Source organism: Corynebacterium sp. 1103A, assembly GCF_055700955.1.
This window is the reverse complement of sequence record NZ_JASTTF010000001.1, coordinates 152,857-173,706: the sequence shown is the minus strand read 5'-3', so window position 1 is coordinate 173,706 and position 20,850 is coordinate 152,857. Positions and strand designations below refer to the sequence as shown.

The 20,850-nt window shown below is 65.7% G+C and carries 18 protein-coding genes and 1 tRNA gene; 13 read left to right on the top strand and 6 right to left on the bottom strand.

Features of this window, described 5'->3' with window-relative positions:
* Positions 1-49: 49 nt before the first annotated feature.
* The 3 genes from QQS52_RS00785 to QQS52_RS00775 all read left to right on the top strand — a co-directional run bounded on the left by QQS52_RS00785 (position 50) and on the right by QQS52_RS00775 (position 3,265).
* Entirely contained in the window at positions 50-1,996 is a 1,947-nt protein-coding gene (locus QQS52_RS00785) for a DEAD/DEAH box helicase (RefSeq protein WP_472772129.1), read from the top strand.
* Positions 1,997-2,063: 67 nt separating this feature from the next.
* Positions 2,064-2,702 (top strand): HNH endonuclease family protein, encoded by a 639-nt coding sequence (locus tag QQS52_RS00780; RefSeq protein WP_472772128.1) that lies wholly within the window; start codon positions 2,064-2,066, stop codon positions 2,700-2,702.
* 119 nt (positions 2,703-2,821) lie between these two features.
* Positions 2,822-3,265 carry a DUF2269 domain-containing protein gene (locus QQS52_RS00775; protein WP_472772127.1) on the top strand — a complete coding sequence of 148 codons (444 nt, stop codon included), beginning with the start codon at positions 2,822-2,824 and terminating at the stop codon, positions 3,263-3,265.
* A 114-nt stretch (positions 3,266-3,379) separates the two neighbouring features.
* Here the strand turns inward: QQS52_RS00775 and putP are convergent, their stop codons facing one another.
* Positions 3,380-4,945, bottom strand: a complete 1,566-nt coding sequence (gene putP / locus QQS52_RS00770) for a sodium/proline symporter PutP (RefSeq protein WP_472772126.1) — start codon at positions 4,943-4,945, stop codon at positions 3,380-3,382.
* Positions 4,946-5,398: 453 nt separating this feature from the next.
* Here putP and QQS52_RS00765 point away from each other — a divergent pair, with 453 nt between their 5' ends.
* The 10 genes from QQS52_RS00765 (at position 5,399) to QQS52_RS00720 (ending at position 15,617) form a co-directional block, all read left to right on the top strand.
* Positions 5,399-8,488 carry a DEAD/DEAH box helicase gene (locus QQS52_RS00765; RefSeq protein ID WP_472772125.1) on the top strand — a complete coding sequence of 1,030 codons (3,090 nt, stop codon included), beginning with the start codon at positions 5,399-5,401 and terminating at the stop codon, positions 8,486-8,488.
* A gap of 12 nt (positions 8,489-8,500) precedes the next feature.
* A complete protein-coding gene (locus tag QQS52_RS00760; protein ID WP_472772124.1) occupies positions 8,501-9,334 on the top strand; it encodes an SWIM zinc finger family protein in 834 nt (277 codons plus the stop codon).
* A 66-nt stretch (positions 9,335-9,400) separates the two neighbouring features.
* Positions 9,401-10,558 (top strand): metallophosphoesterase family protein, encoded by a 1,158-nt coding sequence (locus QQS52_RS00755; protein ID WP_472772123.1) that lies wholly within the window; start codon positions 9,401-9,403, stop codon positions 10,556-10,558.
* The gene (locus QQS52_RS00750; RefSeq protein WP_472772122.1) at positions 10,558-11,328 is read left to right on the top strand and encodes an AAA family ATPase; all 771 of its coding nucleotides are present in this window, start codon (positions 10,558-10,560) and stop codon (positions 11,326-11,328) included. The genes QQS52_RS00755 and QQS52_RS00750 overlap by 1 nt, the downstream gene beginning before the upstream one ends.
* Positions 11,329-11,498: 170 nt before the next feature.
* Complete coding sequence (locus QQS52_RS00745) at positions 11,499-13,238, top strand: ATP-binding protein (RefSeq protein ID WP_472772121.1); 1,740 nt, start codon at positions 11,499-11,501, stop codon at positions 13,236-13,238.
* Between the two features lie 4 nt (positions 13,239-13,242).
* Complete coding sequence (locus QQS52_RS00740; RefSeq protein WP_472772120.1) at positions 13,243-13,764, top strand: MarR family winged helix-turn-helix transcriptional regulator; 522 nt, start codon at positions 13,243-13,245, stop codon at positions 13,762-13,764.
* 30 nt (positions 13,765-13,794) lie between these two features.
* Entirely contained in the window at positions 13,795-14,304 is a 510-nt protein-coding gene (locus QQS52_RS00735; protein WP_472772119.1) for a MarR family winged helix-turn-helix transcriptional regulator, read from the top strand.
* 5 nt (positions 14,305-14,309) lie between these two features.
* On the top strand, positions 14,310-14,609 hold the full coding sequence (locus QQS52_RS00730; RefSeq protein ID WP_070769386.1) for a molecular chaperone GrpE: 300 nt from the start codon (positions 14,310-14,312) through the stop codon (positions 14,607-14,609).
* Between the two features lie 114 nt (positions 14,610-14,723).
* Entirely contained in the window at positions 14,724-14,897 is a 174-nt protein-coding gene (locus QQS52_RS00725) for a hypothetical protein (protein ID WP_472772118.1), read from the top strand.
* A gap of 78 nt (positions 14,898-14,975) precedes the next feature.
* Complete coding sequence (locus QQS52_RS00720; protein WP_472772117.1) at positions 14,976-15,617, top strand: GNAT family N-acetyltransferase; 642 nt, start codon at positions 14,976-14,978, stop codon at positions 15,615-15,617.
* A 54-nt stretch (positions 15,618-15,671) separates the two neighbouring features.
* Here QQS52_RS00720 and QQS52_RS00715 read toward each other — a convergent pair.
* From QQS52_RS00715 to QQS52_RS00695, 5 genes are all read right to left on the bottom strand, one after another.
* A tRNA-Arg gene (locus QQS52_RS00715) sits at positions 15,672-15,748 on the bottom strand.
* A gap of 65 nt (positions 15,749-15,813) precedes the next feature.
* A complete protein-coding gene (locus QQS52_RS00710) occupies positions 15,814-17,397 on the bottom strand; it encodes an alpha/beta hydrolase (RefSeq protein ID WP_472772116.1) in 1,584 nt (527 codons plus the stop codon).
* Positions 17,398-17,594: 197 nt separating this feature from the next.
* Positions 17,595-18,245, bottom strand: coding sequence for a LutC/YkgG family protein (locus tag QQS52_RS00705; protein ID WP_070769383.1), 651 nt, complete (start codon positions 18,243-18,245; stop codon positions 17,595-17,597).
* Between the two features lie 3 nt (positions 18,246-18,248).
* The gene (locus QQS52_RS00700) at positions 18,249-19,799 is read right to left on the bottom strand and encodes a lactate utilization protein B (RefSeq protein ID WP_472772115.1); all 1,551 of its coding nucleotides are present in this window, start codon (positions 19,797-19,799) and stop codon (positions 18,249-18,251) included.
* Positions 19,799-20,584: a (Fe-S)-binding protein gene (locus QQS52_RS00695; protein ID WP_472772114.1), complete on the bottom strand. Its 786-nt coding sequence runs from the start codon at positions 20,582-20,584 to the stop codon at positions 19,799-19,801. Before QQS52_RS00695 ends, QQS52_RS00700 begins: the two co-directional genes overlap by 1 nt.
* Between the last annotated feature and the right edge of the window lie 266 nt (positions 20,585-20,850).

Sequence of the window (20,850 nt, the reverse complement as noted above, 5' to 3'; positions counted from 1 at the left end):
CTAGTCCCAATGGTGTTTGCCCGCCCATTAGCGTAATGTTGGGCGGGCAATGAGCATTACCGATAACGCCACCGGCGGCGTCAACGAGCCGGAAGAATTTTCTCAACAGTCGGAATCTCAGGACAACGCGCAAGGTGTGGCAGCAGAAGCTGCGGAGAACACCGGGGCTGCGCAAGCTTCTGAGGGCGCCGGCGCCGAATCCCAGGATTCGGCCAATGACAACTCCCAGGGGTTTGACGGCCTAAGCCTGCCAAGCGAAGTGCTTGACGCCGTGGCCAGCGTTGGTTTCACCACCCCTTCTCCCATCCAAGCGGAAACTATCCCGATCCTGATGGAAGGCCGCGACGTGGTCGGCCTCGCCCAGACCGGTACCGGCAAGACGGCGGCCTTCGCGCTGCCGATCTTGGCCCGCATCGACGAGCAGGCCCGCCATCCGCAGGCCCTCGTGCTGGCTCCGACACGCGAGCTGGCCCTGCAGGTCGCGGACTCCTTCCAGTCCTTCGCCGATTACCTGGGCAACATCGAGGTCCTACCGATCTACGGCGGCCAGGCCTACGGCATCCAGCTGTCCGGCCTGCGCCGCGGCGCCCAGATCATCGTCGGCACCCCGGGCCGCGTCATTGACCACCTGGAGAAGGGCTCGCTGGACCTGTCCCAGCTGCGCTTCCTGGTCCTCGACGAGGCCGATGAGATGCTGAACATGGGCTTCCAGGAGGACGTCGAGCGCATCCTGGAAGACACCCCGGACAACAAGCAGGTCGCGCTGTTCTCGGCCACCATGCCGAACAGCATCCGCCGCCTGTCCAAGCAGTACCTGGACAGCCCGGCCGAGGTGACCGTCAAGTCCGAGCGCCGCACCAACGACAACATCACGCAGCGCTTCCTGCTGACCCCGCACCGCGCGAAGATGGACGCGTTCACCCGGATCCTCGAGGTCACGGACTACGACGCCATCATCGTCTTCTGCCGGACCAAGCACGAGACCGAAGAGGTCGCCGAAAAGCTGTCCGATGCCGGCTATTCCGCCGCCGCCATCAACGGCGACATCGCGCAGAACCAGCGCGAGCGCACCGTGGATCAGCTCAAGGACGGCCGCCTGGACATCCTGGTGGCTACCGACGTGGCCGCCCGCGGCCTGGACGTCGAGCGCATCACCCACGTGGTCAACTACGACATCCCGAACGACACGGAGTCCTACGTCCACCGCATCGGCCGCACGGGGCGTGCCGGCCGCACCGGCGAGGCCATCCTGTTCGTCACCCCGCGCGAGCGGCGTATGCTGCGCTCCATCGAGCGCGTGACCAACGCGCGGCTGGAGGAGATGGAGCTGCCCACCGTCGACGAGGTCAACGTCAAGCGCAAGGAGAAGTTCGCGCAGTCCATCACGGAGACCTTGGGCGACAAGCAGATGGAGCTCTTCCGCGGCCTGGTTCGCAAATACTCCGAGGCCAACAACGTCGGCATGGACGACATCGCGGCCTCCCTGGCGGTACAGTTGCAGGCCGGCTCTGAGTTCCTGATGAAGGAACAGCCGGTCAGCAAGAAGGACAAGCGCGACAAGGAGCGCTTCCGCCGGGACGATCGCGGCGACCGCGGCGACCGCGGCGACAAGCGCGGCGGCCGCTTTAGGGACCGCGAACGAGACCGCGGCCCGAAGCGCCCGGACGGCGACTTCGAGACCTACCGCCTGGACGTGGGCAAGCGCCAGAACGTCCGCCCGGGTGCCATCGTGGGGGCCATCGCCAACGAGGGCGGCCTGTCCTCCAAGGACTTTGGCCGGATCACCATTGCGGTTGGCCACACCTTGGTCGACCTGCCGAAGAACCTGGACCCGGCCGTGCTGGACCGGTTGAAGGACACCCGGATCTCCGGGCAGCTCATCAACATCCAGAAGGACACCGGGCGCCCGCCGCGCCGCGGATTCCACCGCGACAACCGCGATCGCCGCGGGGGCCGCCGCGGCGACAAGGGCGGCCGCGGCCGCTGGCGCGACTAGCACGCTAACAGGAGAGCTCCACAGCCAGCCAGGGAACCACAGGAAGCCCGGCGCAGTCTATAAAGGCATGCGCCAACGTTTCCTGTGGTTCCTTTGTCTGTGCACTCTGGTTTACCTCTTCGCGCAAGTCGCCCCGTTTGTTAAGCCCGCGGCGCCCGACGGGCTGCCCGAGCTTAGCGCTAGCCTGGCACGGGTGGAGGCGATCGAACAGCGCCAGCGCGTGCTGGGCTACGAGCGCGAGGCCTTCGGTTCCGGGTGGGCTGCGGCCCCGCGGTCGGCGTGCACCACCCGGGAGGTCGCCATCCTGGAGCAGACCTCGCAGCTGCGCCGCAGCGGCGCCTGTGACATCAGCCGGGGCAGTCTCCACGATCCTTATGCCGACACCGAGGTGCCCCTGCGCCGCGGGGATATCCCGGTGGAGGTCGACCACGTCTTCCCGCTGTCTGCCGCGTGGGACCTGGGCGCGCACACCTGGTCGGCGCAGCGGCGGCAGGACTTTGCCAACGATCCGCTCAACCTGGTGGTGACCCGGGACGAGGCTAATCGCGACAAGTCCGACGATCTGCCGGCCCGGTGGCTGCCCCCGGCGGCGGGGCAGCGTTGCTGGTACGTGCGCCGGCTGGCGGCTGTCGCCGCGGAATACGGCCTGCCCCTGCCGCGGCGGGACCTTCAGGTCATGCGGGCGCAGTGCCGGTTGACCATTTGATCCGGTTTAACGATAGGGTTAACTGCGGAAGCCGTGTCCCACGCACGGCAGTTTTCCTATGAGCGGCGCTTTCCCTTAGCCGTCGCAAAACCCGTGAGAAAGGTTCTGGAGCAACTTTTATGACTTCTTTGTTCATCGCCGCGCATGTGATCGCCGCGATCTTGCTGTTGGGCCCAGTTACCGTGGCGACGTCGCAGTTCGGCCCGCAGATGCTGAATGCCGCCGAGGGCGACGACAAGGCCCTCGGTGCCACCCGCACCCTGCACAACATCACCAATTCCTACGGCTATATCTCCGCGATCGTGCCGATTTTGGGTATCGCCGTCTTCCTGATGGATATGTCCACCTACGGCACTCAGGGCCAGTTCCACGCGTCCATTGTGCTGGCGATTATCGCCTGGGCGCTACTGTTTTTCCTGATCATCCCGCGCCAGAAGAAGGCTATGGCCGCCCTGGCCGGTGAGGGCACCACCGATTTCGCCAAGGATAAGAAGCAGATGGCCATGTTCAGCGGCATCTTCAACCTGTTGTGGGTTGTCATTGCCATCCTGATGTTCCTCTAAGTTTTAAAGGGGACGTCGGCAAGCAAAAATCCCGCTTTCCTGACCGCGCACGAACGCGGCGGGGAAAGCGGGATTTTCTTTTGTTTGGGAAGGCACCGAGCGGGCTAGCCGGAACTAGTCCTTGACCTGCTGGGCGGCATCCTCGAAGGCGACGTTCTCGTTCTTGGAGACGATCTTGGCGAGGTTTTCTGCCTGGTCGAACTCATCCTGGACTTCCTTCGGCGGCTGCTTGGTCGCCAGGGAGACCACGACGGTCACGATGAGCGAGAGGGCGAAGCCCGGGACGATCTCGTAGAGCGTCTCGGTCAGCGCCGGAATGTTGCCCCAGATGATGGTGGTCAGCGCGCCGACGACCATGCCGGCGATGGCGCCGGTGGCGTTCAGACGCCTCCAGTACAGGGACAAAAGCACCAGAGGACCGAAGGCGGTGCCGAAGCCGGCCCAGGCGAAACCGACCAGACCCAGGATGGAATCCGACGGGTTGATGGCCAGCAGGGCGGCAACCACCGCGACGGCGACGACGGCGGTCCGCGAGAGGTTGATCAGCAGGCCCTGGGAGGGCGACTTCTTGGAGAAGATCTTCCACAGGTCCTCGATGAGCGAGGTGGAGACCACCAGCAGCTGGGAGGACATGGTGGACATGATGGCGGCCAGCACCGCGGTCAGTACCAAGCCGGCCGGCAGCGGGTGGAACATGACCTGGGCCATGTCCAGGAAGACGGTCTCAAAGTTCTCCTGGTCGGTGATGGAGTAGTCGTTCTGGGTGAAAAAGACCGTGGCGGACAGGGCCACGAAAATGGCGCCGAGGACGGACAGAGCCATCCAGGTCACGCCGTAGAACCGGCCCTGGCGGGCATCGGAGGGCTTGCGCAACGCCATGAAGCGAACGATGATGTGCGGCTGGCCGAAGTAGCCTAGGCCCCAGGCGACGTTGCCGATGATGACGCCTGCGGTCACGCCGGAGACCAGGGAAAAGTAGTTCGGGTTCTCCAGCACGCCGTTGGTGGCGTACGGGTTCTCCGCCGCGAAGGAGAAGATATCGGACGGGTTGTCCAGGGAGATGATCGCCATGACGGGCACGATGATGAGCGAGCAGAACATCAAAAGGCCCTGGACGACGTCGGTGTAGGACACTGCGAGGAAGCCGCCGATGAAGGTGTAGGCGACGGTGACCGCGGCGATAATCAGCATGCCGGTCAGGTAGTCGCCGCCGAAGGTGGACTCGAAGTAGCGGCCGCCGGAGACCATGCCGGAGGAGACGTAGAAAGTGAAGAAGAAGATGATGATCAGCGCGGCGATAACGCGCAGCAGGCGGGACTTGTCGCGCAGGCGGTTTTCGAAGAAGGACGGGACCGTGATGGAGTTTCCGGCCACCTCCGAATAGGCACGCAGACGCGGGGCGACCCACTTCCAGTTAGCCCAGGCGCCACAGGTCAGGCCGATGGCCATCCAGACCTCGGACATACCGGTGAGGAAGAGGGCGCCGGGCAGGCCCATGAGCAGCCAGCCGGACATGTCGGAGGCGCCCGCGGACAGGGCCGCTACGAAGGGGTGTAGCCCGCGCCCGCCCAGAACGTAATCGTCGTATTGATCGGTTTGCTTGTAGCTCCAGTAACCGATGGCGAGCATCGCGAAGATATAAATGATGATCGCGATGACATACCAGGTTGAGGTATCCACGAAGGCTCCTTGCAGTACTTGATGTGTAAAACAGTGCGCCACCCGGGTGCGATAAAGCTCAAGCGGCCCAGGGCGGGAAAGAACGGTTGCCTACAGAGTCTTTTTCCCAGGTGGTGCCGTGGGAGTATGACCTGCGGAACATAACAAGGGTAACGAGAGTCACAGAACTGCCCAAGCTATGAAACTCCCCCTCACAGGTGCGCGGAAGGGTTTTATGAAGCAATGAGGAGGTTCACCACCGTTTATAACGAGACGGTAACAATCGCAGGTGGTGCGCGTCCCACCGTCGTTTGCGCGGTAAACGCCCCCTTTCCTCCCCTCAAAGGAGGGTAGGCATCTGTGCTGGCCAGTGGCCTAAGTGGGCATCTGAGTGGGGGCGGCAGGCCAACGCCCCCAAACAGTGTGGCTGGCGGAAAAGGCCGCGTGTCGGCCATCGGTGTTAGACTATTCGGCATGTCTGGATACCTTCTGCACGGCCTGTGGCTGCCTGTGTCTGGGTTTAGCCTGTGGGTCGAACAGGTGGAGGGGCACAAGATCGTTACGCCCGCCTCCGTGCCGGAAGGGACCTTTCCAGAAGCCGTCGAGAGCCTGCTTTCCAAGAAGTCTTTCCGCAACCGCGCCCGGGTCTCGCTGCGCACGCCGAAGGGTAAGGACGTCTCGCTCATGGCGCCGATGGCCATGTTCGGGCCGCAGGACGCCATCGTGGCGCTGTCCCAGTTATCCTTCTTGGACGAGCGGACACCGGCGGCGACCGCCGAACAACGCGCCTCTATCGCCCCAGATCTCTATTGGCTCATCCGGGCCTACCGCGGGCTGGCCAAGTTCGTACGCGCGGGACGCGTGACCATCCGCCTGTCCTACCAGGCGGGCGAGTGGTTCCCCATGTGGCAGCTGGCCGCCGGGCTGGGGGAGCGCGGCTGGCTGGCGGAGATGGTCGCCGCGGCCCCGGGGATTTTGACCATCAATAACCGGTCCCTGTCGGACGACCTCATCGATGAGCTCACCCACTGGATCGCCTTCATGGAGCTCAAAGACCTGCTGCACACGCCGCGCCCGTACGCCTGGCACGATTTCGCGCAGGCCATGCTGACCACCTCGCCCATTAAGCGCGGCCGGGCGCAGCTGCTGCGGGGCTTGAATGAGTGGAAGGACTCGATCGCCTCGGTCGACCTGCAGCTGGTCATCATCGTCGAGGAACCCGGCGAAGAAGAGACCTTACTGGAGCCTTCCCAGGCGGTTTGGCCAATGCGCCTGCGGGTCCGCTCCGGCACGGACTCGCCGCAGCCCATCCGCGTCGATCAGCTCGACGCCCGCTCGGTGGAGAAGCTGCGCGACTCGCAGCGCCGGGCCATCGGCATTGCCCCCGCGCTCAACCCCAGCTCCTCGCAGCCCGCACCCCGCTGGTACGACAACGCCGGGGACTGGGACGTCTACCTGAGCACGGACGCGCTGGTGCAGTTCATCGGCAGCGACGTCTCCGCACTCAAGGCCGCCGGCTTCACGGTGATGCTGCCCAAGGCCTGGGCGCAGGCGGAAACCAAGGCCCAGCTGGAAACCCGCGAGGTCACGGACCCCGCGGTTGCGGCCACCAAGTCGCAGGTGGGCCTGGAGAAGCTGGTCGAATACGACTGGCACATCTCCGTCGGCGACGTGCAGCTGAGCGAACAAGAAATGGAGGAGCTGGTCAACTCCAAGTCGGGGCTTATCCGTCTACGCGGCGAGTGGGTCATGGCGGACACGCAGGCGCTCAGCCGCATTACCGACTACATGGACAAGCTCAACCAAACGGCCTACAAGCGCCGGAAGAAACAGCTGGAGGCGGCCGCCAAGGAGGCCGAGCGCGCCCGCCTGCTGGAAACGCCGGGCTGGGAGCAGCTGGTCGCGGACGTAGAGCGCCAGCTCGCCGAGTTCAACCAAGCGGACAAGGACACGGACGAATTCGGCGAGGTCACCCTCGCCGAGCTGCGCCAGCTAGCCCTGGAATCCATGGCCAACGAGCCGATCGAATTCACCGGCTCGAAGTGGTTCAACGGCCTGTTGGGAGGCATGGACACCATCGCCCCGCAGCGCGTCGCGGTGCCGGACGCCGTGCATGCGGAGCTGCGCGAATACCAGCGCCGCGGCGTCGACTGGCTGTACTGGATGTCGCAGAACAATATCGGCGCCGTGCTGGCCGATGACATGGGCCTGGGCAAGACCCTCCAGTTGCTGACCCTGCTGGCGGTCGAAAAGGAAAAGGCCCGCACGGACGGCAAGGAGCTCGGCCCCACCCTGGTGGTCGCGCCGACGTCCGTCGTGGGCAACTGGGCGCGCGAGGCCGCGCGTTTCGTCCCGGATTTCACCGTCCTGGTCCAGCACGGATCCGGCCGCCTGAAGGATAAGGAGCTGCTGACCGCGGCTGCCGATGCCGACCTGGTCATCACCTCCTACGGCACCCTTGGCCGCGACTTCAAGCAGCTCGGCCTGGTCGAGTGGGACCGCGTGGTCCTCGACGAGGCGCAGGCGATTAAAAACTCCGCGACCCGCAGCTCCCGGGCAGTGCGCTCCCTGCCGTCGCGCCACCGCATTGCGCTGACCGGCACGCCGGTGGAAAACCGCCTGTCGGAGATGCGCTCCATCCTCGACTTCTGCAACCCCGGCATCCTGGGCTCGACCAGCTTTTTCCGGAACCACTTCGCTAAAGCCATCGAGCGGGAGCAGGACCCCACCATGACCGAGCGCCTGCGCCTGCTCACCGCGCCGTTTATCATGCGCCGGCTGAAGACGGACCCGAAGATCATCGACGACCTGCCGGAGAAGTCCGAGCAGATCCTCACTGTGTCCATGACCACCGAGCAGGCCTCCCTCTACAAGGCCTTCGTGGACGACGTCCAGGTCCAGCTCGAACAGCGCCAGGGTATGGCCCGCCGCGGGCTGGTGCTGTCCTCGCTGACCCGCATCAAGCAGATCTGCAACCATCCGGCCCACTTCCTAGGCGACGGCTCGCCGGTGACCATCAAGGGCAAGCACCGCTCCGGGAAGGTCGCCGAGCTCATGCGGATTGTCGACGAATCAATCCAGGCCGGCGAGCGCCTGCTGGTCTTCACCCAGTACCGCGCCTTCGGCGATATCTTGAAGCCCTACCTGAGCGAGCAGCTGGGGCGGGAAATCCCGTTCCTGCACGGCGGGGTCATCAAGAACAAACGCGATCAGATGGTCGAGGACTTCCAGGACCCGGATGGCCCGCCGGCGATGATCCTGTCGCTCAAGGCGGGCGGCACGGGCCTGAACTTGACCGCCGCCAGCGTGGTGGTGCACATGGACCGCTGGTGGAACCCCGCGGTGGAAAACCAGGCCACCGACCGCGCCTTCCGCATCGGCCAGCGCAAAAACGTCCAAGTCTACAAGATGATCACCGCCGGCACCTTGGAGGAGAGCATCCAGGATATCCTGGATGGCAAGACCACCCTGGCCGGCTCCGTGGTCGGCGAGGGCGAAGGCTGGCTCACCGAGCTGGATCCGGAGCAGCTGGCTTCCCTGATGAGCTACCGGGGCAGAGAGTAGGAGGACGAGGACATGAGCGTGTCTAAAGACAACGTCATCTACGCCAACTTCGGCACCCGCAAGCGCGTGACCACGGCAGAGGAGACCAACAAGGTAACCCGCAGCGGGGCTACCGGGCCTGTGCTCTCCCCGGCCGCCCAGCGCGTCTGGTCCGTCATCAGCAAGGCCACCGACGACGGCCGGCTCACCCGCGGGCGCCAGTACGCGCGCGCCGGGCACGTGGTGGGCCTCGACGTGCGCAACGGCGCCATCCACGGCCGCGTCGCCGGCTCCCAAAACGAGCCCTTCACGGTCCTGATGCAGCTGCCGTACCGCTCCAACGACGACCTAGCGCGCATCAACGAGCTGCTGGCGCGCACCCCGAACGCCCTGCGCAACGCCCACGAGGGCCACTTAAGCGAAGAGGTCCTCGACCTGCTCTTCGCCCCCACGGCCGACGACCTGCGGCTGAGCTGCTCCTGCCCGGATTCCACCCCGGTCTGCAAGCACGTGGTGGCCGTGGCAGATCGCCTGGCCAGCCGTATCGACGCCGACGCGTCGGTGGTCTTTGCCTTCCGCGGCCTGAATTTCCTGACCCTGGAGCAAGCGGTCTTGGAGGAGTCGCAGGCCGCGTCCCAGGATGCCTTGGCTAACGATGCCGGCTTGACCAACGACGAGCGCAACGACCTGTTCTGGAAGGGGCGACAGCTGCCGGACCTGCCGCGGCCCAAGGTCGCACCGGCACTGGAGGATTCCGACCCGGATCTACTGCGCAAGGCCATGCGGGCGGTCTCGCACACCAACGTGGATTTGCTGCGCTCGATCTCCGATATCGAGGACATGTACCACCACCTGACCACCCGCTAGCTTCTTTAAACGGGTGTTCGATAGTAGCTTCGGGCGTGTGTCCGGTGGCTGTGTTAGACATGGGGTATGACTTCAACGACGTTCATCCACACCTCCGATCTGCAGATCGGGATGGAGCGTGGCTTCTTAGGCAGCGACGGCCAGGCGCGTTTCAACGCGGCCCGGCTGGCCAGCATTGACAAATTGGGCGAGCTCGCCGCTGAGGTAGGCGCGGACTTCATCGTGGTGGCCGGTGACGTCTTCGAACACAACTCGCTCTCGCCCCAGACCACCGGGCGCGCCCGGGAGGCGCTTGCCCACCTGAATGTTCCGGTCTACCTGCTGCCCGGCAACCACGACCCGCTGGTGGCGGACTCCATCTTCTTCCGCACCCAGGCTGAGGGGATCCACGTCATTGGGGACTCGGAGCCCACCCCAGTCGCGGACGGCGTCGAGCTGGTCGGCGCCCCGTACCTGTCGAAGCGCTCCAACCATGACCTGGTGGCGGCCGCCCTCGAGCCGCTGGAGCCCATCGAGACGATCCGCGTGGCCGTCGGCCACGGGCAGGTCGAATCCCGCACGTCAGAAGATGACGCAGAGCTGATCGACTTAAGCCTAGTCGAGGACAAGATCCACGCCGGGGCCATCGACTATCTCGCGCTGGGGGACACCCACTCGGCCATGCCGCTGGGCAGCACCGGGGCGGTGTGGTTTTCCGGGGCGCCGGAGACTACCGCTTTCCACGAGGTGGACAACGACGCCGGCGAGAACAACTCCGGCAAGGCCTTGGCCGTGACCATCGAGAAGACTGCTGCGGGCAATGCCTCGGTGACGGTGGAGCAGCACCAGCTGGGCGAGTGGCGCTTTGAGGCCCTCAGTGCCGAGCTGACCACCAGCCAGGACGTGGACCACTTCATCGAGAAATTGAAGGCCTACCCGCACAAGGACCGCACCGTCATCAAGTACGGCCTGCAGGGGACCCTGGGCATCCACGACACCCAGCGCCTGCAGCACCAGTTGGAGGCCCTAGAGCCGGTCTTCGCCGATTTGCGCGAACGCGGCCGGACCATGGACCTGCACCTCGCCCCGTCGGAGGACGAGCTCGCGGACCTGGACTTGAGCGGCTATGCGGCCGGGGCGCTGGAAGAAATCATTGCGGACATGGACGCGGACCCGGTGGCCCGGGACGCGGCGAATTTGTTGTTCCGGCTTTCCTCGCCGGGCGCGCGGAAAGGGGCTAAGTAATGCGGATTCATTCTCTCGAGCTGCGCAATGTGCGCGCCATTGAACACCTCAAGCTGGAAGACCTGCCCGACCACGGCGTGGTGGTCATCCACGGCGACAATGAGGCCGGCAAATCTACCCTGGTCGAGGCCATCGACGTGGTCCTTAAACTGGCGCACAGCTCCGAGGCAATGAAGACGGTGGGCGTCCTGCGCCCGGTGGGCAAGGACGTCTCGCCCGCAATCACCTTGGAGGCGACCGTGGGGCCGTACCGCTTCCGGATCTTCAAGCGGTGGTTTAGCAAGAAGGCCGCGGAGCTGACCGTCTTCGCGCCGCGCCCGGAAAACCACACCGGCCGCGCCGCCGATAAGCGCCTCGAAGAGATTCTGGACGAGCACCTAGACCAGGATCTCGTGAAAGCCCTGTTCCTCAAGCAGGACGATCTCGGCGCGGCGGTCGAGGCCGTCGGCATCCCCTCGCTGCGCAACGCCCTGGAGCAAAGCTCCGGCAGCCAGGTCCTTGGGGAGGGGCAGGATTCCGGCCTCATGGACAAGGTTGAGGAGGAATACCAGCGGTATTTCAACAAAAAAAAGGCGACCCGACCGGCGAGTACAAGCGCGCGGCCACCGAGCTATCGGCCGCCCAGGACGCGGCCGAGCAGGCGGGCAAGGAGCTCGCGGAGCTGGAAGGCTACGTCCGTGACTACGAGCGGGCGGTCGACCAGCGCGAGCAGGCCGCCCAAGAACAGGACCCGGCCCGTGCGGAGCTGGAGCAACGCACCGCGGAGCTGAACGCGGCTCACCAGGCCCAGGACGCCTTCGCGGCCCGGGAACAGGACTTCAACCAGGCCCAGGAGGCCGAGGAGCGAGCCCAGGAGGATCTGCGCGGCCGCCAGGAGCTGATCGAGGAGATTGAGAGCAACCACAAGCAGCTCGCCGCGGCGCAGGAAGAACTCGCCCCGGTGGCCGAGCAGGCCGCGGCTGCCGACGAACGCCTCAAGACCGCCCGGGAGCAGTCGGCGAAGTATGCCAAGGCGCTGGCCGAGGCGCGTCAGCAGCGCAAGGACGCCGCTGCCGAGCACAAACAGGTGGTAGACAGCGAGCGGCTGGCCCAGCTGGGCAAGCAGTTGGGCCGAATCGATGGGGTTGCTGAGCAGCTGGACGCGCTGCGCCAAGACATCGCCGCGCGCGGCCACGCCGTGACAGAGGCGGAACTGGCTGACGTGGAGCAGTTGTCCCAGGACGTCCAGCTGCACCGGCGCTTGCAGGAGGCCGCGCAGGCGAAGCTGTTTTTCCGCTCCGAGTCCGGCGCGGACACGGAGATTACCGTCGACGGTCAGTCGCAGACCGTGGCGGCCGGGGCCCAGGAGCTCGAGGTTCCCGTCGAGGACGGCACGGAGCTGGTCATCGGCGCCCTGCGGGCCCGGTTTGTCGCCGGGCAGCAGGGGAATGCCGCGCGTTCAGCGCGGGAGGAATACGAGCACGCGCAGCGCCGGCTTGCGAACCTACTGGAGGCGCTAGGCTGCGACAGCGTGGAGGCGGCCCGCGCGCTGCGCGAGCACCAGGCCGAGCAAGACCGTGCGGCCGAGCGGCTGCGTCACGAGATGGACACGCTGGCCGCCGGCGAAGACGTGGAGCAGCTGCGAGCCGAGCACCGCGCGCTGAGCGAAGCCCTGACGGACGTGGACACCGCGGACCTGGTGGATGCCGCCACCGCCGCGGCCGCGCTGGCTGCCGCCGAGGAAGCGGAGGAGAAGGCCCAGAAGGCGCAAGAGGACGCCGCCGCGGCGGTAGCGCGCGAGGAAGAGCTTAACCTCTCGGAGACGCTCATGCGCCACCAGGTCACGGTGGAAAGCCTGCGCGACGCCGTCGCCCGAGCCGAGCAGTCCCTGGCCCGGGCACGCGAGCGCCGCAGCGACGACGAGCTGGACCAGGCGCTTGCCGTGGTCTCCGAACGGCTGACGGCGGCCCACGACGCGCGGGAGCAGGCGCGGGCGGCCTTGGACGCGGCGGACCCGGAACGCGCGGAGCAGCTGCACGCGGGCGCGCAGGCGCACCTGAAGTCGCTGGAGGACGCCTGGTCGCAAGCCGACCGGACCATCGCCACGCTCACCGGATATATCGAGCGGGACCAAGGTAGTGCCGAGCGCGCGGAGAAGGCCCAAGCCGAGGTCGAGAACGCCCGCGACCGTTACGACTCCCTGGACCGGCGCGCGCAGGCTGTGAAGTACCTGCGCGCGGTGCTGCTGCGCCACCGCGAAGAGGCCCGCCGCAAGTACTCGGCGCCGTTCGCCGACCGCCTGGGCCGGCTAGCCCGCCGGGTCTACGGCGGCGAAGTCGAATTCCAGCTGAACGAAAACCTCGAGGTTACCCAGCGCACCCAGGACGACGTCACCGTCAACCTGAACGAACTGTCCGGCGGCGCCCGGGAGCAGCTAGCTATCCTGACCCGGTTTGCCATCGCGGAGCTGGTGGAGGAGTCCGCCGGCGGTGGGGAAGAGGGCGGTGCTAGGCCGGTGCCGGTGGTCATCGACGACGCGCTGGGCTCGACCGACTCCGAGCGCATCCGGCTAATGTCCACGCTGTTTAGCGAGGTAGGCAAGCGCTCCCAGGTCATCGTGCTGACCTGCATGCCGCAGCGCTACTCGCGCGTGCCAGGAAGGGTGGCCCTGGACATCGAAGATCTCAAGCGGGCGGACTAGGTCAATGACGCAGCCCGGGCAGGACCAGTCGGAGGCAGCTTCGCGGCAGACTGTCTTCTCCGGCTGGCTAAGCCCGGAGCAGGAGCGCCTGTGGGAGCTTTTAAACTCCGCGGCCCAGCAGGTTGAGGCGAAGCTTGACCAGGCGCTGGAATCCTGCGGCACGCTCACCCAGACTGAGTTCCACCTTTTGGCGGCGCTGTCCCAAGCGCCCGGGTACACGCTGCGCCTGAAGGATCTGAGCGAGGTCCTCGGCTGGGCACACGCTCGGGTCTCGCGCCAGATTAGCCGGATGTCGCGGCGCGGCCTGGTCAGCAAGTCGACCGATGGGAGCGACCGGCGGGCGGTGCGGGCCCGGATGACGGAGGCCGGAAAGGAGGAGCTGGGGCGCGCCGTGCCGGCCTATACCGCGCAGCTGCAGCGCACGGTTTTCGACGAGCTCACGCCCCGGGAGGCCGGCCTTGTGGGGCGGGTGGCGGCGGAGGTGGCCGGAGAAGGCCCCGGGGAAGCCGCGGTAGCGAGCTGTTAACTAGCACGTGGGATAGGGTACGTTGAGTCTATGAATAAGCAAACGCGTTGGCTTGACGATGACGAGCAGGACCTCTGGCGAATGCTCCTCGACTCCATGCGGAAGATCGACCGCGGCATGGAGGATTCCCTGCTCTACGGCAGCGACCTCTCCCTCGCGGATTTCTCCATCCTGGTTCCGCTCTCCGAGGCCGACGGCCAGGCGCTGCGGCTGCGCGACCTGTGCAAGAACCTGGGTTGGGACCGCTCCCGCGCCTCCCACCAGGTCAACCGGATGCTGAAGCGCGGCCTGGTCACCAAGGGCAAGTGCGCTGGCGATGCCCGCGGAGTGCTCATCGAGCTCACCAACGAGGGGCGCCGCCGCCTGGAGCGCGCCGCTCCGGCCCACGTGGAATCCGTCCGCCGCCTGGTCTTTGATCATTTATCGGACGCGGACCGCGCGGGGCTGCGGCGTTTTTGCGAGGGCGTGCTCGCCGTGGACAACATCCCCGGCCAACCCGGCTTCGTCCCCGATGCCCGCCTGGGCGAGAAGGTAGAGTAAGGGCCATGATGGGCCAAGAGTTGTTCGAGCAACCGCACAAGCAATACGAGCAGTACCACCTCACCGCCTTTCCGGAAGAATCCGCCGCCCTGGGCGATCCGGAACACTTCCCGGACGGGGAGCCGACCGCCGAGCAGGCTGAGATCATGGAAAAGCTGCTTGAGGCGCACCCCGATAAGGCCCTGACCTTCGACGCGGCGACGGGCCTGTGGATCGCCGGCGCGGAGGCAGACGTCGAGGCGCTGTTTAACGCGCGGGAGGAATTCGTCGCTGCCCTTGAGGAAGGCATCGACCCCGAAGCCTAGCCTATAGGGGTGTAGCTGCCAGCAGGGCGGAGTCGAAACTAGTACGTAGATACTGCTAAGATAGCGGTTGAATCGGGCCGGTCACGGCCAGTGGAGTCGAAAGGAAGCAAAGTAATGACTTCTCGTTTGGAGCAGGAAAAGAGCGAGGCAGAAGCTCGCGACCGCGGTGACGGCGTCGGCAAGGTCATCCTGGAATGGATCCCGATGGGCATCATCATGGTCGTCGTGATGGGACTGCTGATGACTGGGATGCTCGCCCTGGAGCCGGGCCCCATGGATCTCTTCTAATCCCGCTTTAGTTTCTGCACGCTCCCTGACCACGGTGGTCGGGGAGCGTTTTGTCTGCGCGGTGTTAGATTGGAAGCTATGAATAACAAGTCAGCAGACGTAGAGATTCGGCCCGCGCGCGAGGACGAGCTTCCCGCTGCCATCGAGGTGCTCGCCCACACCTTCGCCCAGGACCGCGCGGTGCGCTCCATCATGGCGCACACCGGCGGCCAGCACAACAACGTGGATTTTGCCCGCGCTATTTATGAAATCCAGGTCTACGGCCACTATTTCCCCAAAGGGGAGGTCGACCTGGCCATTGACGACGGCGAAATCGTCGGCGTGGGCCTGTGGGCACGGCCGAATAAGCAGATGTCGACGCCCAAGTTCATGGCGCTGCTGCCGAAGTACATCAACCTGTTTCGCCGCGCGGTGCCGTTCGTGGCCCGGCGGGAGGCGCGCACCGCCAACGCCCACCCGGGGTTCGCCCATTGGTACCTCTTTGCCATCGCGGTGAGCTCCCGCGTCCAGGGCAAGGGGATTGGCTCGACGATGCTCAAGCACGGCCTGCGCCGCGCCGGCGATGCCCCGGTCTACCTGGAGGCATCCACGCCGAAGTCCGCGGCTCTGTACCGTTCGCTGGGCTTCGCGGAGCTCGGCCCGATCGAGGTCGCCGGCGATATGCTGGCCGATCCGCCGGAGATCGCCATGTGGCGGCCTACCCCGCGCGACGACGACTAGCCGCAACAAAAGGGCCCGCACCCAGAGCTTCTTGCTGGGTGCGGGCTCTCTTTGTGGTGTCCCCGACAGGGATCGAACCTGCGACCTTCGGTACCGGAAACCGATGCTCTAATCCGCTGAGCTACGGAGACATATTCACCATTGCCGTCTCTTGGAACGACAATGATAAAATTCTAACCCATCGGGCCAGTCAGTGTTAAATCAGCCCCGGTACTTCGTTAACGTCGCTGGTTCCGGTGCGCAGATAGTCCACCACGATCTCGTCGACAGCCGCGTTGCCGGACGCGACGTGGCCGTGGCCCGGGCCATGGACGGTCACGACGTGGGAGCCCATCTGGCGGGCCATATCGGCGTGAAACTGGTACGGGGTCTGCGGGTCGCCGGTGGCGTTGATCTGCAGCGGGCGGTGCTCGAGCTCGGCGCCGCTCAGCGCTGGGACGGAGGTCACCGGGCCGCGGCCATTGCAGGCGATCCCCGCCCCGTACAGGGAATTGAACATCGTGAACGGGTCCTGGGTGACATAGGTCGACCACACATACGACGGGACTAGGCCCGGGTTGGCTGGCAAGGAGTTCTCGTTGCACAGGATGAGGTTCTGCATGGCCTGGGCTTGGGTTTGCGCCTCGAGCGCCTTGCGGGCCTGCTCCGGATCCTGGGGCCCGCCCAGGTCCTCGATGCCGGCGATGTGCTTAGCCAGCGCCTCCCAGCTGACCGCCGAAGGCACGAGTAGGCGGGTGAGCATCAGGGTATTCGAGTTGGTCTGGGAGGCCTGCGGGTTGCGGATCTTGTCGCCCAGGAACTCGGCCTGGACGCGCAGCTCACTGGTCGCGGTCATGATGTTGGCCGCCGGCTGGCTGGAAAACTCCAGCCCCGGGGGTAGGTCGCCGATCTTCGCGTCCGGCGGCAGCACCGTCGGGCGCACGCCGGCTTCGCGGGCTACCTTGCGCGACCACGCCTCGTAGGCCTTGAGGGGAGTGGTGCCCAGGTGGTAGGTGGCATCGTTAGCCGCGACGTAGTCGAAGAAATCGTGCAGCGCGTTCTCGTAGCCGGCCTGCTGGTCGGCCAGGGTGCCGTTCCACGCGCGGGCGGGGCTCATGGCCGAGTCCAGCACGACCTTGTCGGTGTGCTGCGGGTAGAAGGAGGCGTAGGTAGAGCCCAGCAAGGTCCCGTAGCTAAGCCCCATGATGGAAATCCGGTCCTCGTCCAGGGCCTGGCGCACCATTTCCCAGTCGCGGGCGGTGTTTTCGGTGGTCAGCGAGTTGGTGTAGCCGGGCGTGGACTTCTCGCAAGAGTTGCGGATATAGGCGCCGGCGCGGGTGGCGGCGTCGAAGTCGTTGCCGCCCGGCTGGGTGCACTCCACTGGGGTGGAGCCGGGCAGGCCGCGCGGTTGGACCGCTACGCGGTCCCACTCGTTGACGACGCCCTCGGGCCAGGCGAACTGCTCACTGCCGAAGTAGGAGTAGCCGTCCCCGCCCGGTCCGCCCGGGTTGCCGAAGAGCACGCCGCGCTTGGCCTGCGGGTTGGCGGCCGGCACGCGCAGGAAGCCGACGCTGATGGTGCCGGCCGACGGGTTGTCATAGTACGTGGGGACCTCAATGCGGCCGCACTCGGCGTTGTCCTCGGTGACCTGCTCGGGGCAGTCCTCCCACTGGATCTGCGGGGCGGCGTTCTGGGGCTCGTGGGCTACCGCCGGGCCGGCGGCGAGGCTGCAGGCCACCCCGAGCGCTGCCAGGACGGAGACAGCGGCCCGGGCCGGGCGATTCTGAGAAGGTCGTAGCACCTGATCCTCCTAGGAACTGAGTCAGTAAAGAAAATGAAAATAGAAAATAACGGAAACCGTGGGGTTTGAGTGTTTTTACACTATCGCCGCCTCCCCCGGGCCGCACGTTTGCTCAACAAAAAGGGGGGCCGGCGGGTGCCCTAGGTCGCCACAACTGACAACTTTGGCACCGCCGGCCCCACAGGGGCTGCTAAGCGCTACTTCACGATGACGACGATCAGGTCCCGCGGCCCGTGCACACCCTCCACGCGGGAGAGCTCGATATCGGAGGTCGCCGAGGGGCCCGAAATCCAGGTTGCCGGGTGCTCCGGGTTCATGCGGGAGACCATCTCCGGCACGCCGTAGACGATGTTTTCCTGGCGGACGATGCACACGTGGCGGTCCGGGACCAGGGTCAGCGCGCGGCGGCCGTTGGTCTCACCGGCCTCGAGGGAGATCGTGCCGGTCTGGGCGGCAGTGACGTGGGATTCCGTTACGACGGCGTCGACCTCGTTGAGCGTGCGCGGGTTGACGTCGTTGGAGTCCGGCTTGGCCTCCCCGTCGAACTGGGCGAAAAGCTCAGTGTCCATGCCCGGCGCGTAGCGGATGTCGTGGCAGTCCTTGTCCACCAGGATCTTCGCCAGGGTGGCCGGCAGCTCCGCGGCGTCGGTGACGTGCACGTCGGCCTTGTAGTCCACCAGGCGGTCCACCAGCAGGTCGCGCAGCTCATCCGGGGCGACCTCACGGTCGCGCTGGTAATCGCGCGGGACGTCCACGTGGTCGGCCAGTCCCGCGGACTTCTGCGCGGAGCGGATGCGGGACAGGATTTCCTTCTTGGCTGCGCGGGATTGTTCAGCGGTACGGGTCATGACTTACTTCTCCTTCTCAGAGCCCTGGTCCGGGGACTGGACAGCGGCGGCGGGCAGGCCCTCCTCGCGGGCCTGTGCGAGCAGGTCGCGGGCCTCGTCGGATTCGAACCACTGGCGGAAGGACTTCTTCGGCGGCACGGCGGTGTCGCGGCCTTCCGACCAGCCGGACATGAACAGCGGCAGGCTGTCGATGGTGCCGTTGAAGCCGCCCAGCACGCGGCCGAAGGCGACCAGGCGGGTCAGCGTGTTCCAGACCTTCGGCTTGGCCCAGACGAACTCCACCAGGTCGAAGAGCTTGGACTCGACCGGCGGGGTGGCGTGGGTGACCTTCTGGTAGCGGTTTTCCAGGATGACCTGGGACAGCGGGATCTTGACCGGGCAGACCTCGTCGCAGCGCCCGCACAGGGAGCAGGCGTACGGCAGAGAGGCCGACGGGTCGTGGTGGTCCTTCATGCCGGTCAGCTGCGGGGTCAGGGAGATCCCGATGGGGCCCGGGTAGACCGAGCCGTAGGCGTGGCCGCCGGCGCGCTCGTAGACTGGGCAGACGTTCAGGCAGGCCGAGCAGCGGATGCACTTGAGCGCCTGGGAGCCCACTGGGTTCGACAGGGCGGCGGTGCGACCGTTGTCCAGCAGGACAAGGTGGAAGTTCTGCGGGCCGTCGCCCTCGGTAACGCCCGTCCACATCGAGGTGTACGGGTTCATGCGCTCGGCGGTGGAGGAGCGCGGCAGCAGCTGGAGGAAGACCTCGAGGTCCTGGAAGGTCGGTACGAGCTTCTCGATGCCCATGACCGTAATCAGGGTCTCCGGCAGGGTCACGCACATGCGGCCGTTGCCCTCGGACTCGACGATGTTGATAACGCCGTTTTCGGCCACGCCGAAGTTCGCGCCGGAGATGGCCACCTTGGCCTTCATGAACTGCTCGCGTAGGAACTTGCGGGAGGCCTCGGCCAGCTCCGGCGGGTTGGCCTGTAGGGACTCGTCCGTGTTCGGCATCTGCCGGACGAAGATGTCGCGGATTTCGGCGCGGTTGCGGTGGATGGCCGGGACCAGGATGTGGGAGGGCTTGTCCTCGCCCAGCTGGACGATGAGCTCGGCCAGGTCGGTCTCGCGGGCGCCGATGCCGGCCTCTTCGAGGTGCTCGTTCAGGCCGATCTCCTGGGTGGCCATGGACTTGACCTTGACCACGTCGGTCTCACCCGTGTCCTCGATGAGCTGCGTGATGATCTCGTTGGCTTCCTTGGCGTCGCGGGCCCAGTGGACGATGCCGCCGCGGGCAGTCACTGCCTCTTCGAACTGCTCCAGCAGCTCCGGCATGCGGGCGGCGACGTCCTCCTTGAGTGCGGAGCCGGCCGAGCGCAGCTGCTCCCAGTCCGGGGTTTCCTCCACGGCGTGGGCGCGCTTGTTGCGGATGGTGGTGGTGGCATGCTCCAGGTTGCGGCGCTGAGTGGCGTTGTTCAGGCCGTCGTGAGCGGCGGCGACGAAGCCGCGGTCGCCGCGCAGGTTGCCGTAGTTTTCGGGGGCACGGGGCGGGGTAGTGTCGGTGAAAACAGCCATTAGAGCATCTTCTCCTTCGAGTAAGCTGCGGACTTCGGCGTCCAGGGGTGTTCCTTGGTCGAGGCGAGGATCTCCGCCATGTGCACGGCGCGGATGCCGGCCTGCTGGCGCGAGAGGGCGCCGGCGATGTTCATCAGGCAGGAGGAGTCGCCGCCGGTGACGTACTCGGCGCGGGTGTCCTTGATGTGGCGGGTCTTGTCCGTGACCATGGCCTGGGAGACCTCGGGGTTCTTCAGCGAGAAGGTGCCGCCGAAGCCGCAGCATTCCTCTGCTTTTTCCAGCGGGACCAGCTCCATGCCCTCGACGTTCTTGAGCAGCTGGTAGGGGCGGTCCGCCAGCTTCAAAAAGCGCAGGCCGTGGCAGGAAGAGTGGTAGGTCACCCGGTGCGGGAAGAAGGCGCCCAGCTGGGTGGTCTGGGCGATGTCGACGAGGAACTCCGGCAGGTCGTAGGTCTTGTCGGCGGCCTTCTTGGCGCCGTCCACGTCGGCCTTGCTGCCGAAGCGGTCGGCGATCTTGACGTGCTGCTCGCGCACCGCGCCCACGCAGGATCCGGAGGCGGAGACCACGTAGTCGATGGAAGGATCGGCGAAGGCGTCCGCGTAGGTGCGGATCATGCCCAGCGTTTCTTCCTGGTAACCGGTGTTGACGTGCATCTGCCCGCAGCAGGTCTGTTCCTCTGGGAAGACCACCTCGTGGCCCAAGCGGGAAAGGATGAGGGCAGTGGCTTTGTGAGCGTCCGGAAAAAGGGCGTCGCCAATGCACGTGGAAAACAAAGCTATTCGCATCGATTAGGCTCCTTGGTTTAGCGGGATCTTAAGGGGACTCTCGGAAAGTGAGGCTCCTAGAAAATTCACGGGGGTATGAAGTAAATATTAGCGCGAATCCCGTATTTAATCACCCCCAAAAATAACGATGACCTGCGGATATTTCGAAACATTAATGTTGCGAAAATGGTCCGCAGGTCATGCGCCTGCCCCGCGCGCTGGGCGCGGGTTTTCCGGCTCGGGCGGGTTTGGGGTATCCGGGGTTATCAGGGGTGTCTAAGGAAAGC